Here is a 12,739-nt window from a genome sequence, read left to right on the forward strand (position 1 = left end):
AACGTGTTTACAATGATCTCGCCCAGCCGCATCGCGATCCACCGCGTGCGCTGTCTAACCCCGTTTTCCGATGACGCCGTAAAGCACGTTTCGGTTCTCGCCGAAGAACACTTGCGCCTCGACCGTGTTGCGGTCGACGCTCCCATTGATGATGTTCCACATATCGGCCTCAGATCGCAGCAGCAGCACCCAGTCCATAAACGTTTCGCGGTATCCGGCGTCGGGATTGCCCTCGGCGTAGTTCGCGAACAGGAACGTGCCGCCGGGCTTCAGCATCTGCATGCAGTGTTTCGTGAGTTTCACTGCGACATTGTGCGCAAGATAGTCGTAAAGGCCCGAGGCATAGATGAGATCGAACTTGCCGAGCCTATGACCCCTAGCGAGCACGGTCCTCACCGAACCGTCCAATGCCTCGACCGCTGTGCCCTGGAATTCGCGCGCGATCAGGCCGACGCTCTGCGGGTCCTGATCGAGTGCAACCCAGCGCTTGATGTGCCCTTCCGCCAGCGCCGCCGAACGATTGGCCTCCCGCAAATGGCCGGCAGCTATTGCCAGAACCTCGGTTTCCGGCCCGTTTCTGGCCGCGGTCTCATCGACATAGCGGGTCAGAAGATCGCGCCGCTCCCGTGCAGCGATGCAGGACGGCACATTCTTGGTATGGCTGTAGAGCGCCGTGCCGATCTCGGAGGCGTTCGCCACGCTGTCGGCCACATGAGGGTCGCAATAGATGTAGTCGAGCAGCTGCGCGTCGCCGGAATAACCCCTGGGCTTTGTGAAAGACCAGCGCGTCAGCGGGTCTTCGAGAAAGTATTCCAGGATTGGATGGTTCTGCGCCACCGGTATTAAGGATTGCCAGACATCGGGGCGAAGCCTGGATCGCAGTGCGTTGAGCGTCGACAGCAGGCGGCTAACAAGATCGGCCGGGTTCTTACCTCGTTCGATCTGCTGGCTGGTCGTGTGCAGGATGAGCGCAAGCTCAGCGCGTGCGGTTTCGAACGCTTCGCCATGATGTTCTGGTTTTCGATGTAGGTTGGCGGCGATTATCTCGGCTGTAATCAGGCTTTGGCCATCTAAGACGGTTCGCACGCGCCGCTCCATAGTTAACAGGCAGTTAACTTATTGCGTAGAATGCGTCATTTGCCAATGCCGGCTCGGACGCATTTTACCGATATGATTAATTCTCCGTTAACCATTTCAGATGTTTGAGCATCTCCTGGCTCGGAGTCCGGGTTCCAGTTAATGCAAACTTGGCCTGCGCCAGTGCAATGATTGCGTGGCAAACCGTGTCCCAAGGAGTCGACGCGTGGGGCAGAAGCTGGAAAGGATCTCGCAACGCAAAACCCCGTTCAGCGGGGGGGTGCTGTGAACTACCGCGTCTCCTCCGCATTGGCCGATATGGCGCATGTGGAGCCGCACGAATCCCGCTGCGAGCCGGGGCGTGACGAGCTCCGCGTCCTCTATCGAGCGGAAGCCCAGGCGAAACGAAGAACGGAAGCCAGGCCTGGGCTATGGATGGCAGTCGCCATTTATTTGACGTTTTCGGCAACGGATCTGCTGCTGATACCGGACGTGGCGGCCTATACGATTGTAGCCCGCTTCGTCGTCGGCATAACAGCCTTGCTGATTTTGGAAGAACAGCTTCGCCGCGGGGTCGCGACGGAATGGCTCGATTTGACTTGCGCCGGAGCCATCATTTTCGGTTATGTCGGTTGGCTTTGCCCAGCCTTTACCGGCGCCGACAAGGAAAGCGTTGGGTACTACATGGTGTTCGGCACGATTTTCATGATGAGTGCCAATCTTTTCTTCACGTTCAGCTTCAAGTTGTCGATAGTAACGTCAACAATAATAATGTTAATATTGTACCTGGTAAACTATTTTTTGCCCGCTACATTAACCTACAAGATGGTGTTCGCGACCTTCTACGTGTCGTGCTTTACGTTCACGTCATATGTGAACTGGAAGCTGAATGGGGAGCGCTACAACGTCTTCCTGAACGCCCTGGAAGCCAAAATTCAGCACAGGGAGGCCACAGAGCGCGGCAAGGCCCTGCTGCGGCTATCGCGGACAGACCCGCTTACGGGGCTGGAGAATAGGCGGGCAATCGATGAGAAGCTGCGTGACTACTGGAGCGACTGGCAACAGCTAGGCAACGGTTTCGCGGCCATCCTTATCGACGTGGATTTCTTCAAGAAATTCAATGACTGCTATGGCCATCAGGAAGGCGACCGTTGCTTGATCCATGTCGCCAATGCGCTTCGCGATCTCATTAAGCAATATGACGGTTCGATCGGGCGCTACGGCGGCGAGGAATTCATCGTGCTGGTCCGTATGGACAAGAAGGAGCGGGTCGCGGAGCTAGCGGAAGCCATTTGCCTCACAGTGGAAAGGCTGGCTCTTACCCACGAGCTGCGGCGTGACGGCATCTCGATCGTCACGGCCAGCGTCGGCGCCGCCTTGACCAGAGTGCAGGCTGGCGCAAAGCTGGAGAAGATCATTCACGAGGCTGATCGCGCGCTCTACCTGGCAAAAGCCGGCGGCAGGAACTGCGCTCGGCTGTTCGATCCGACCGATCCCCAGAGCAGCGACGAGAGCGAGAACATCGCGGCTTTGCTGAAAATCGCGATCGGCCAGAATCTCGTCTCGCTCGTTTACCAGCCCATCCAGGATGTCGCTTCGGGCAAGGTCCACGCCGCCGAGGCTTTGATGCGCCTCAAGATGCTGGACGGCACTTTGGTTCCGCCAAGCCTGTTCATTCCCGTGGCGGAAAGAACCGGCGCCATCCTGGAACTCGGGCGCTGGGTGATAAGATCGGTCTGCACCGAGCTCCTGGCGGACGACCACATCGGCGTCGTCAGCGTCAACGTCTCGCCGATCCAGCTCAAGACGCCCGGTTTCGCAACGTCCGTCGCCGGCATATTGGGCGAGACCGGTGTTGCCGGCAGCAGGCTGGCCTTCGAAATTACCGAAGGCCTCGAGATGGAGATGCATTCGGACGTTCTACGCTGCATCAGCGACCTGAAAGTGCTGGGTATCAAGATATGGCTTGATGATTTCGGGACGGGCTTCGCAGGCCTTTCGTGGCTGCGTCTCATCGATTTCGATACGGTCAAGATCGACCGTTCGTTCCTTCACGCCTGCGGTACCCAGAAGGGCATGGCGATGCTCCAGGACATCGTCGCCTTGGTCCGAAATCGCGGCCCCAAAATCCTGGTCGAGGGGGTGGAAACCGACGAGCAGATGGCGCTCATGCACGAGTTCGCCATCGACAAGGTCCAAGGTTACCGTGTTGGCCGCCCTGCTGCCGCCGGAAGCTTCCAGGCAAAGCGGACCAACCAGAAACGGCCATTTACCGTGCTAAAGTCCGCATGACCGAGCAGGCGGCGGCGTTCAGGGTGGGAAAGCCGCCGGGGCTCCGACCGGGCGGCCTTGCTGATTTTTGATCTCTGATCGGCGATCGAATGGCGGACGGGAACGGGACGCTGACACGATCCTCGCTGCTTCGCCGGCGCACCGTCGCCATGATCGCGTCGCTTGATGCGCGGTTCGCCATGCTAATGTTCGTGCTGTCTGCTCTTGATATCTCCTTCCGGGCGGCGCAAAGCTTGGATGTCGTCTTTCATAGTAGCGGCCCGACAGCTCCGCGTTGGGGTGCGTTGGGTTGAACCGCCGGGCCTAACCGACTCGGTAGGGGAAGAGTCGGCTAAAACGCGAGGCTAAATTAGCGCCCCCGCATTGATATAGATGTTTATGTCTTTCCACCGGTTTCGTAGCTCCATTGGTCGCCCCAGCAGCAACGGCATCGCCGCTGCGGGTCTCAGGAGTCGCCGCCGTGTTTGAACCCAGCTGCCGGTAGCGCTCGGCCCTACCGTGCGGTTGAACCCTTGCATTCCACACGCTGGCTTGGACCGGCGTGCATCTTACAACATCGGCATCGTGGGTCCGTCTGCTTAGATGCTTGGGCTTCTCAAAGAGGTGGAGGTTTTCGGGGTATCCAAGCCTGAGCGCGGCGTTGCAATCTGGTATCTTTGGGCTGATAGGACGCTTTCGATGGCGTCAGCGGGCGCCTTTCAGCCGACTATGACGGGGCTATGCTCGCCAGCACCTGAATGAACATCTGCGGAAGCAGTTTTCCGTCGGGATTTACGAGTTGGCGGATAAGGCGTTCGTCTCACGCGCTTTGCGACTGGCGGGGCAAGGCACAGGTGTGCCGGGAACACGCAGGCTCTCCGTCGTTGTCATTTAAATTAGCCTGGACCAGGCCGATTCTGTCGATCGGCATCTTGCCCCGGGCCGGGTCACCACTTTCCTGGGATTGCCCAGCTGGAAAGAGCGTCGGTTTCCAGATCATGTCGGTTGCGCGCGCCCGTGGCCCACAGGCATCATTCGCAGCGGACAGTGACCTCGGCCTGATAACTGCCTGCCGGGAAGATGCCCGGCGACTTTGTGGCGGTCAGATCGACCTGGATCGTATGGGTCCCGTTGGTCAGCTTTTGCGGCGAGCTGCCCGGGACATCCAGCCCCGAGCCGTCGAGGCGGAAGACGGAGGCGAAGGTGAGGTTGGTGTCGCCGCCGGTCGGCGCGGACGTGAATGCGGCCGGCGCGGGCGCGGAAACGGTATAGCAGTCTAGCAGGTTTAGGATGGAACACAGCGTCGAGTTCGCGGTGATGGTGGCGCCGGCGCTCGAGCCGCCCGCCTGCTTGGAGCCGAAGATGTTGATAGCGGGGTTCGATTTCATCGTTCCCGGTGCCCCGATCACGATTGTGCAGGTGCCGATGATCGCCGCCTGCGCCGGGAGACAGACCCAGGCAAGCGCTGCCAACGCCAACAGCGCGCGGCTATTTCCGTTTCTTTTTCTTTTCACCACCGGCCGTGCCTCTGATACTCCAGCCTTCGTTGGCCCATCCCCTTGATTTGGCTTGGGCCGCGCTGACTTGAGCCGCGCCGGCTTGGGGTTCGGCGCCCTGGGGTGGAGAGGCGGCCACACTCCCCACGGTCTGGCCGTCGGCGCCGAGGCCCATTTTGAGCAGCTTCAATTCAAGCTGCAGGCGCTCGACTTCCAGCTCGTAGAGGCGGCTGCAATCGACGCGTTTCGGCGTCCGCCCGATCGGGATCACCACGCGGCCATAGGTGGCGATGTCGCTGTTGGCCTGGTTGCTGTTGTTATTGCCGCGGATGATGCCGAGGTCGAGATAGGCGCCGCTGCCGGAAACGGCCGAGCGGCAGGTGGTGCCATCGCTGGCATGAACCTCGTCCTGGCCCTGGGGCAGGGTGACGCCGGGCAGGCTGAAACCGGTCTGGTTCTGGTTCAGGTTCAGGTTCAGGATATCCTCGGCAAGCCCCTGACTGACGGCAGCCAGGGCGGGCAGCAAGGACAAGGTCAGAACCTGCGATGCCCGAAGAACTTTCCGCATATCTGTGCCCTTATCTGGGTCTGCTCGCTTGGAAAGGGGATACTCTCGGTACAGATGCGCACTTTGCGCTCATTCGCGCCGTCGAACGGCACGACCACTAGGACAGGGCGCGAGGCCTGGCCGGCCAGAAGGAAGGTGCCCGGCGTGATCCTGGCCGCGACCGGCTGGAAATCCTGGTCGTAGACATGGACCTCGACCCGGATGCGCTGGTTGTACGGATTACCCGGAAAGACGCGGACGGCAAAGGCATCGGTGAAGGATCGCACCTCACCCCGCATCGGCGTCATCGACTGGGCGATCGCTGCAACGGGAGACAGCGCGGCGATCAGGCCCGCCCCAAGCATTGAAATTCTTCTCAAGGACCGATCCTTTCGCATTAGGACTATTCGCAGCGCAGCGTCACCGTCGCCTGATAGTTGCCGGCGGAGAACCGGTTCGTGCCGCTCTTGGTGCCGGCGAGATTGACCGCCACCGTCGATGTGCCCGGCACCGTCAGCGCGGTTGCGGTGCCGGTTTCGGCAATCGTCTGCGCGCCTGAAGTGGCGAAGGTCGGGATCCATGTCGTCGCCGTGGTGTCCGAGACCGGCACGGTCGTCGTGGTCACGGGGTCCACGCTGAGCGAGACGCCGCCCGTCGTATCGACCTGAGCGCTGCCTGCCGAGCCGGCGGCATTATGTGAGCTCAGCGACTGAAGATTGCTGCTCACGGTCATAGTGCCGTTGGAGTTGATCGTGATAGTGCAGGTCGCGGTGACCGTGCCGCTGAACAGCACATTTCCGGTGGCGGCCGATGCCCTCTGGCCAGCGCAGACGGCCAGCAGGCTCGCAGCCATGATGGCGCGAAAGAACTTCATTGAGATCCCTCTTTCGAGCCGGACGATGCGGCTCAACGTAGTGCTTATCATCCATTCGTCGTGGTTAATTTAGCGTTAATTAATATACGTTCGGTAAGCAGTTCCAAGAATGTCGGTCTGAACCCCAGGTTGTTACAGGTTGCATTTCATGGTTAAAACGGTTCACCTGCTTGTCTTGTCCCAATTTATTCTTCAATGCGCGACCTGCCCGATCATGGCCGATCTGATGACGTTGTGCCTCGTTCCGCGCGACATCGTTGTCGCAGCGATTGAGACCACTAGACGATGCCAAGAAGAGACTCGGCAAGCCTGCCGGCGCATGTTCCATTGGTATGGTTCGGTGGTGAACATCAACCCGGCCCTGTTCAACTTCGTCGTTGCAGCATATGAGCGCCTGAAATTCGTGGCGTCCCTCTAGCGGGAGAGGCGATTGAAGAATTCGAGGCGAGCTATCGCTATGAAGAAGAGCACAATCTTCCTCATGCTGTTGACGGAAGGCTTACCACATCGTCTGGAAGCATCGACGACCTCCTGACCGACATTGTGAATGCGACACGACTCTAGGCCAAGTATGGCGGCCATCCGGTCGGCCACAAAGTACGATCACGCGCCTAAGGCGAGACCGACGGATCCAGGAAGAACGCTGCGGCTTCCCGATCTCTTAGGCTCAGCAGGTAGTGTTCAAACGCCTTGGTCTCCGCGACCGACCGATCGAGCAATGCATTCAGTAGGCTCAGGCTTCGCTGTTCCCGCTCCCCCAGGCCGCGCCGCGCAGCCATTAATCCCGCGTCGTCTGACGAGCAGACGAACGAGAGGAATTTGCCGAGAATACCGACGATGATATCGGACAGTTGAATACCAGGTTCGTCATGGGAAATCGCAAAGTGTTTCAGCTCGCGATCGCGGTCGGTGAATGACAACCGCTCGATACGCTCCTTCACGATCTCCTCAACGCCGAGGATGTGCTGGGAGTTCTTGAAGAGACAGAGCCTCTGCACATAAAAGGGCGCGCAACTCTCGACCAGCACGTTGGCTGTCTCGTCCTCAAGATAAGGAAGGGCATCGAGCGGTTCCGCAATCTGAAGCACACCTTTCAGCATCATGTGGTTGAACTGCGGGAGCAACTCCCGCCGGTGCTCCAGGAGATCGAGGAGTTCGGCCACGAAAGCCGGCCGCCGTTCTGGCCCCACATCCGGGTACCGGTAGCGAATGAAAATATCAACGGTGTCGTCGCAGTCGTGGCGGAGGAGCGTATAAAGGTCATTCTTGAGCTGAGACGCAACCGCCAGCAGAGCGGCCGCGGCTCGCGCTTTCAGAATTGAGTCGATTGTATCCACAATCGACCAATAGAGCGGAATAATCGAGTATTGGACGAACAGCTCCTGTTCGATGAGCCATTTCAGGAAAATCTCCAACCTTGGCGCGTTGAGCAGCTCAAGAATTTCTCCGGCCGCCACATGCTTGAGTCTTATCTCGGGGGCATTGAGTTGCATACGTAGAGCCGAAGCTCGGCAATCGGCAACGGTCGCGGCGTCCCGCGGTGCACAATGCCGCCCACGACAAAGCACTTTGGCTCGCGCACGTTGAGCCCGTCCGATCGCACGTGCAACCGGCGAATGTTGTTCGTCTCGTCGTAGTAAATTATGTACCTATCATCAGCCTTAGCAAGGCCATGAAGGGTGATCTCACGCTCCCGGATCGACCTGACATCAATCACACTCGCTCCCTTGGTCATCGATCTGCGCTGCCCTGATTTCGATTGTGCGTACGCATGCGCTAGCAGTTCGACTTGCGTAGGAAATGCAAGCATGAAGTTGTTCGCTTCACGAAAGCAGAGGCGCCGAATTACGGCATAATGCTAGGTCGACGCGGAGCGAAACCAAGAATAAGATAGCGACACGTCTCATTGCTATCAAAAGTGCGCCGATCTCGCATCCGTCGTGCCGACGGTTCAAACCCAATCTCGCTACGCTGTGGAGGCAGTATTGCCGGCTGTACGATCTCGTCGTCAAAGAAGTGGCGCGCAGCGAACTGTGCCGACGCTTCATGGCGATCCCGGCGTCGGTCCGGTCACGGCACTTTCGTTTACGACGGCGATCGACGATCGTCACGCTTTCGCCGCTCACGCGATGTCGCGGCCCACTTCGGGCTGACCTCGCGGCGATGGCAATCGGGCTCCTCGATTGACGTTCAGGGTTGCATATCAGGAGCCGGTGACGCCGATGTTCGACGCTCGCTTTACGAGGCGGCTTCGGGGTGATGACGCGCTTCAAGGCTCCGACAAGGTCAAGGGCTGAGGTCAGGCGATCGCCAAAACGCTCCTGGCCGCCGCAAGGCCTGTGTCGCCGTGGCGTGCAAACTGGCGGTGACCATGCTCGCCATGTGAAGCGACGGAATGGTCCATGCCGGCGATTCCGCGACGAACCGAAGCGATGCTGCCCGGCGCGCTCATAGGAAGGACCGCCGGCTTCCGGGAGCGCATCCATGAACGCGCAACGGACGTTGAAACGCGTGGCGTCGGCGCGCTGTCGGGCGCCATCTGACACAAGGAAACCGCTCCGGCGGATGAGGACTAGGAACGATGGAACGCACGTTATCTCGCTTGCGGCCGCCCGATTGCGAGGCGGCAGGACCACGCCGGATTGCCTATGACGATGCTCCGTCTGCCCGAGGGAAAGTGCGCCGCGAGGGTTCCAGTGCTGCAAATAAGCAGCGCAGCTACGCCGTCCCAGAGCGCGGAAGACTGCACGGCGCATCCGAAATCAGCGCCAGCAAACGGAATCGTGGTATAGAGCATAGAGTGGCATATTATTGCATTAATAAGTCCTCCAAAGTACGACCGATTAAGACGGCAAGGTAAAATGACACACATTGTGCCGCAGTCGGTTGGTTGTATTTGCAATGAATTACGACGCGGTTTTGCAATGTGCGGGGGTTTACCGCACATTGCGAGAAGCGCGATGTCGCGGTGAGTCCCGCGTCTTAATGCAGTGTGGCCGAGGACCGGCAGGACCACCGCGGCACTCATCCGGGTGATAGCCGTGGGCTGCCGGCGCAGCGAAGTCATCAGTCTGCGTTGGGGCGGAGTGCCGACTGTCAGCCGTCTCACGGGGACGGCGCGATGGTGGTGTCGGCCAGGATGACGGGTGGTCACACGAGTTCAAGCAGTGTCTGGCTGGCAAGCCAGGACCCGACTTCAGAATAGGCTGCGCTCCCAGCGCCATCGCATACGACAGCCGTCAGAACCTGACCTTCGGGGCCGTCGAAAAGCCTTGATCGCCTGTTCGGCCGCCGCCACGCTTTCAGCCGGCGCTCCGTCCGTGATTAGGAACACCCAAGGGGGTAATAGGAGATGCCGTTGGCCTTGTTTGCGGCGCCGGAGCATTTCCAAGCCATGCTCGATCGCCGCGCCTTGGCCGCCCCTTCTTAGGCCTTGACGCACACGACCCGGTCCCATTTCCCCCATTAGGATTGCAGCCGGTTGCCTGCCCGCCGTAGAACCCTTGCGACGGGTTCTTTCGCTGTTTGCCGGCCGCTTAGAAAGTTCTGATGGCCGCCCACTCGGCCATGATCACGGGCGCCTCTATCTGCGTGCGACGTATCAACCGTCGCCCAACTCGTGAATGACCGGTTGCATGTGGCTGGGCGTGACATCGACTGTCGCCAACGTGATCGGCACCTTGAAGCGCCGCCGGCCGGCGCTGCCAGGATTTAAGTAGAGCACCCCATCAACGGTCTCGATCATCGGCACGTGAGAGTGGCCCGAGATTACCATGTCGACGCCAAGCGCCGCGGGCGAGATCTGCAGCGTCTTTAGGTCGTGAAGCACATAGATGGTTCGCCCCGCAAGCCGCACGTGCTCAGTGTCAGCGTATTGCGCGGCCCAGCTTCCGGTGTCCACGTTTCCTCTGATGGCGGTAACCGGCGCAATCCTGCGAAGCGCGGCGATGATCTCCGGCCCGCCTATATCTCCGCCGTGAATGATGTGATCGACACCGGCCAGGCGACGCTCTGCCTCAGGCCTCAACAAGCCGTGCGTGTCCGAAATGATGCCGATCCTGAATATCATCGTTTGAGCCATGGGACCCAAGGTGTTTGTGATCAGAAACAATCGATGTAAAGGCGCGTCCCCATAAATCTGGTACGCGCGCGCGGAGATCTCCGGGTCCGATGGCTCGCCGCTCAATTAGCCAAAATGTTGGCTGACCCGCCGGATTTCACGCGATTGGCGAGCGGGCCCACTCGATCCGCTCGGGCGCCGGTCGGGATCTGAGGGGAGAAGCGGGTGGTTTGGCGAGGTGAGTAAAATGGAGGGATCATCCTAACGTGTTGTTCACCAAAACCTGTAAACGGGCTCGGTGAGAATAAACATACGCCCTTGCTAATCTGTACTTCGCATGATCACGTCACCGCAATAATTCGACCTGACATTTCCGTTTACCGATGCCCAGTAATTTTTATTGGGGGCTGAGATAACGGCCGCAGTCCTGACTACGTCCAATCAAAAGGCAATGCATTTTTTGCGCCACGGCACCGGAGGGGACGTTCCCTTTCTTCGCCCCACAGTAGCACGACTGATCACTCTCAGGCAGCTGGATTATCGTTATGACTTCAACGCTTGAGCTTCAGGTTCGCGCATCCTCGGGCTGTTGCGCTTGGCCAGAAACCGGCTAAGAGAGTTAGGCTATTTGTTGCGAGGATCGGAGATATGCATGCCGGAAGAGATTGAGAACAGCCGAAGCCAGTTGATCGAACTCACTGCCGATATAGTGTCCGCGTACGTCAGCAACAATGCGGTGCCGGTTGCGTCTCTCTCGGATCTGATCGCGAACGTGAACTTCTCGCTTTCGAAGATCGGAGGATCGGCCGAACCAGAAACGCCGGCCCAGGCGCCCGCGGTCAATCCGAAGCGATCGGTTTTCCCTGACTACATCATCTGCCTCGAGGACGGGAATAAGTTCAAATCTCTGAAGCGTCATCTCAGCGTGCACTACGGCCTGACGCCTGACGAGTACCGGGCCAAGTGGGGCTTGGCGCGCGACTATCCAATGACGGCGCCAAATTATGCCGCCCAACGGTCAGAATTGGCCAAGGCGAGCGGACTCGGTCGAAAAACGGGAGCAACGCGCGTTGCTAAACAGACCAGAAGGCGAATGCAAAAAGCCTAAAAGCCAAGGTCCGCTCACTGTAAATTGCAATGCACTCATCAAGTCTATTTTCGGAAGCGACGCCTCCTATCGTGATCGTCAACACTGCTCACTCGGGCAGTCGACTTCTCACTAGCATTTTGGTGGACGCTGGCGTCTACATGGGCAGTAACGTCAGTGGCTCACTAGACTGCCTGGAGATGGTGCCATTGGTTGAGCACGCCATTCTATCTTCGAGAAGCGGCGTGCCTACAGGGAACGAACTTCGCGACCCGGAAAGCCGGCGCCTGGCGAAATGTCATATCGGCAAACACCTGCAGAACATTGGCCAAGCGGAGCGGTGGGGATGGAAGCTGTGCGAGACGCTTCTCATTGTTCCTTTGATAAAGGCCTATTTTCCGCAAGCGAAATTCGTTCACCTGATCAGGGATGGTCGTGATGTGGCGTTGAGCCCTTTCGTGGCGCCTAAGGCGCCATTGTGGCGAAAAGTCTATTTCGGCAGTTCCGAACTTTCGTCGTGGCACGGATTTCCGATGACGCAACGAGCATACCGAGCCAATGGCATGCTCTTCAATGCGCACAGGTGGAGGTATCACGTCGACCTCGCCAGAGGGTTTTCTCAATGGCTTGGCGACCATTATATCGAGGTAAAATACGAAGACCTTGTTCTTAATTGCGATGTCACTCTCGACAGGCTCTTTTCCCGCTTGAACTTGCCAGAGGCTCCGCCCAAGAAGCCGCGGCTCTCAGCGAAGTCGATTGGAAAATGGCGTCGATTATCGCCGACTGATCTCGACTCTTTGGCCGCCATAATGGAGCCTACACTGGCCGATCTCGGATACACACAACGCGGTGCGATCCCTCCGGCGCGACGTGCGACGTTGTTCGAGAAGCTTGCGTATGGTCGGTATTTTTGAAGATGGTTTCGTGGGGCCCTCCGCTACTCATCCCGCCAAATCACCCGCCTCTCCCATCGGATTTCTACCAGGCGCCGAAAGCGGATCGTATGGGCCTGCTCGCCGGTCGCGTGGAATAGCTGCGCGCTCATCCAGTCCCGGCTGCCGCACTTCTGACAGCGCGCCTTGTCCCTCACCTCATCGATCGTGACGTTGCCGATCACCTCCCGTAGCTCGAGCGGCTTATAGTAGCGCGTGATATTCCAGCGGGCGCAGCGGATGCCCGCCACCTGCCCCGCGTCATGGGCATGCGTCAGGGTCCAGGCGGCGCCTCTCGGCCATTTTTGCGGTTGTTCCGGCATACTCTGAAATGAGGAACATATTCCTGCCTGGTCAAGAGGCTCTTGACTCCAGTGTTCTCATTTTGTTCA

General features: G+C 58.9%; 13 protein-coding genes and 1 pseudogene. 5 read left to right on the forward strand and 9 right to left on the reverse strand.

The genetic code is table 11. The features are described from left to right. Positions 1-54: 54 nt before the first annotated feature. Entirely contained in the window at positions 55-1,098 is a 1,044-nt protein-coding gene (locus LB528_RS22355; RefSeq protein ID WP_263484201.1) for a class I SAM-dependent methyltransferase, read from the reverse strand. 297 nt (positions 1,099-1,395) lie between these two features. Here LB528_RS22355 and LB528_RS22360 point away from each other — a divergent pair, with 297 nt between their 5' ends. Beyond that, on the forward strand, positions 1,396-3,369 hold the full coding sequence (locus tag LB528_RS22360) for a putative bifunctional diguanylate cyclase/phosphodiesterase (protein ID WP_224716346.1): 1,974 nt from the start codon (positions 1,396-1,398) through the stop codon (positions 3,367-3,369). Between the two features lie 1,010 nt (positions 3,370-4,379). Here LB528_RS22360 and LB528_RS22365 read toward each other — a convergent pair. The 4 genes from LB528_RS22365 to LB528_RS22380 are packed head-to-tail and all read right to left on the reverse strand — an operon-like array spanning position 4,380 to position 6,265. Continuing rightward, entirely contained in the window at positions 4,380-4,826 is a 447-nt protein-coding gene (locus LB528_RS22365; RefSeq protein WP_263487416.1) for a hypothetical protein, read from the reverse strand. Between the two features lie 10 nt (positions 4,827-4,836). Further along, positions 4,837-5,412 carry a hypothetical protein gene (locus tag LB528_RS22370; protein ID WP_224516811.1) on the reverse strand — a complete coding sequence of 192 codons (576 nt, stop codon included), beginning with the start codon at positions 5,410-5,412 and terminating at the stop codon, positions 4,837-4,839. After that, a complete protein-coding gene (locus tag LB528_RS22375) occupies positions 5,379-5,756 on the reverse strand; it encodes a hypothetical protein (RefSeq protein WP_224516812.1) in 378 nt (125 codons plus the stop codon). Before LB528_RS22375 ends, LB528_RS22370 begins: the two co-directional genes overlap by 34 nt. Positions 5,757-5,794: 38 nt before the next feature. Then, positions 5,795-6,265, reverse strand: coding sequence for a hypothetical protein (locus LB528_RS22380; RefSeq protein WP_224716329.1), 471 nt, complete (start codon positions 6,263-6,265; stop codon positions 5,795-5,797). 148 nt (positions 6,266-6,413) lie between these two features. On the opposite strand from LB528_RS22380, the gene LB528_RS22385 reads away from it, so the two are divergent. Next, a complete protein-coding gene (locus tag LB528_RS22385) occupies positions 6,414-6,683 on the forward strand; it encodes a hypothetical protein (RefSeq protein ID WP_224516815.1) in 270 nt (89 codons plus the stop codon). Between the two features lie 193 nt (positions 6,684-6,876). On the opposite strand, the gene LB528_RS22390 is transcribed toward LB528_RS22385, so the two are convergent. Next, positions 6,877-7,758, reverse strand: coding sequence for a hypothetical protein (locus LB528_RS22390; RefSeq protein ID WP_224716330.1), 882 nt, complete (start codon positions 7,756-7,758; stop codon positions 6,877-6,879). Positions 7,759-8,230: 472 nt separating this feature from the next. Between LB528_RS22390 and LB528_RS22395 the strand changes: the two are divergent. After that, a pseudogene (locus LB528_RS22395) lies at positions 8,231-8,753 on the forward strand (transposase); the annotation flags it as partial. A 662-nt stretch (positions 8,754-9,415) separates the two neighbouring features. Here LB528_RS22395 and LB528_RS22400 read toward each other — a convergent pair. Both LB528_RS22400 and LB528_RS22405 read right to left on the reverse strand, forming a co-directional pair. After that, positions 9,416-9,571, reverse strand: a complete 156-nt coding sequence (locus tag LB528_RS22400) for a protein phosphatase 2C domain-containing protein (protein ID WP_224516921.1) — start codon at positions 9,569-9,571, stop codon at positions 9,416-9,418. 295 nt (positions 9,572-9,866) lie between these two features. Next, positions 9,867-10,334 carry a metallophosphoesterase family protein gene (locus LB528_RS22405; RefSeq protein ID WP_224716331.1) on the reverse strand — a complete coding sequence of 156 codons (468 nt, stop codon included), beginning with the start codon at positions 10,332-10,334 and terminating at the stop codon, positions 9,867-9,869. Positions 10,335-10,977: 643 nt separating this feature from the next. On the opposite strand from LB528_RS22405, the gene LB528_RS22410 reads away from it, so the two are divergent. Both LB528_RS22410 and LB528_RS22415 read left to right on the forward strand, forming a co-directional pair. Next, positions 10,978-11,433: a MucR family transcriptional regulator gene (locus tag LB528_RS22410; RefSeq protein WP_224516822.1), complete on the forward strand. Its 456-nt coding sequence runs from the start codon at positions 10,978-10,980 to the stop codon at positions 11,431-11,433. A 29-nt stretch (positions 11,434-11,462) separates the two neighbouring features. Beyond that, positions 11,463-12,329 carry a sulfotransferase family protein gene (locus tag LB528_RS22415; protein WP_411962241.1) on the forward strand — a complete coding sequence of 289 codons (867 nt, stop codon included), beginning with the start codon at positions 11,463-11,465 and terminating at the stop codon, positions 12,327-12,329. Positions 12,330-12,352: 23 nt separating this feature from the next. Here LB528_RS22415 and LB528_RS22420 read toward each other — a convergent pair whose 3' ends face one another. After that, a complete protein-coding gene (locus LB528_RS22420) occupies positions 12,353-12,670 on the reverse strand; it encodes a hypothetical protein (protein ID WP_224716333.1) in 318 nt (105 codons plus the stop codon). Positions 12,671-12,739 lie beyond the last annotated feature (69 nt).

It is taken from the genome of Mesorhizobium sp. CA4 (genome assembly GCF_020165075.1).
GTDB lineage: Bacteria > Pseudomonadota > Alphaproteobacteria > Rhizobiales > Rhizobiaceae > Mesorhizobium.

What these genes read in the sequence shown, in the direction of transcription:
- LB528_RS22405 (WP_224716331.1), bottom strand. Translation starts at nt 10,334, where the DNA reads ATGATATTCAGGATCGGCATCATTTCGGACACGCACGGCTTGTTGAGG.
- LB528_RS22410 (WP_224516822.1), top strand. Translation starts at nt 10,978, where the DNA reads ATGCCGGAAGAGATTGAGAACAGCCGAAGCCAGTTGATCGAACTCACT.
- LB528_RS22385 (WP_224516815.1), top strand. Translation starts at nt 6,414, where the DNA reads ATGGTTAAAACGGTTCACCTGCTTGTCTTGTCCCAATTTATTCTTCAA.
- LB528_RS22390 (WP_224716330.1), bottom strand. Translation starts at nt 7,758, where the DNA reads ATGCAACTCAATGCCCCCGAGATAAGACTCAAGCATGTGGCGGCCGGA.
- LB528_RS22360 (WP_224716346.1), top strand. Translation starts at nt 1,396, where the DNA reads ATGGCGCATGTGGAGCCGCACGAATCCCGCTGCGAGCCGGGGCGTGAC.
- LB528_RS22415 (WP_411962241.1), top strand. Translation starts at nt 11,463, where the DNA reads ATGCACTCATCAAGTCTATTTTCGGAAGCGACGCCTCCTATCGTGATC.
- LB528_RS22370 (WP_224516811.1), bottom strand. Translation starts at nt 5,412, where the DNA reads ATGCGGAAAGTTCTTCGGGCATCGCAGGTTCTGACCTTGTCCTTGCTG.
- LB528_RS22380 (WP_224716329.1), bottom strand. Translation starts at nt 6,265, where the DNA reads ATGAAGTTCTTTCGCGCCATCATGGCTGCGAGCCTGCTGGCCGTCTGC.
- LB528_RS22375 (WP_224516812.1), bottom strand. Translation starts at nt 5,756, where the DNA reads ATGCTTGGGGCGGGCCTGATCGCCGCGCTGTCTCCCGTTGCAGCGATC.
- LB528_RS22420 (WP_224716333.1), bottom strand. Translation starts at nt 12,670, where the DNA reads ATGCCGGAACAACCGCAAAAATGGCCGAGAGGCGCCGCCTGGACCCTG.
- LB528_RS22355 (WP_263484201.1), bottom strand. Translation starts at nt 1,098, where the DNA reads ATGGAGCGGCGCGTGCGAACCGTCTTAGATGGCCAAAGCCTGATTACA.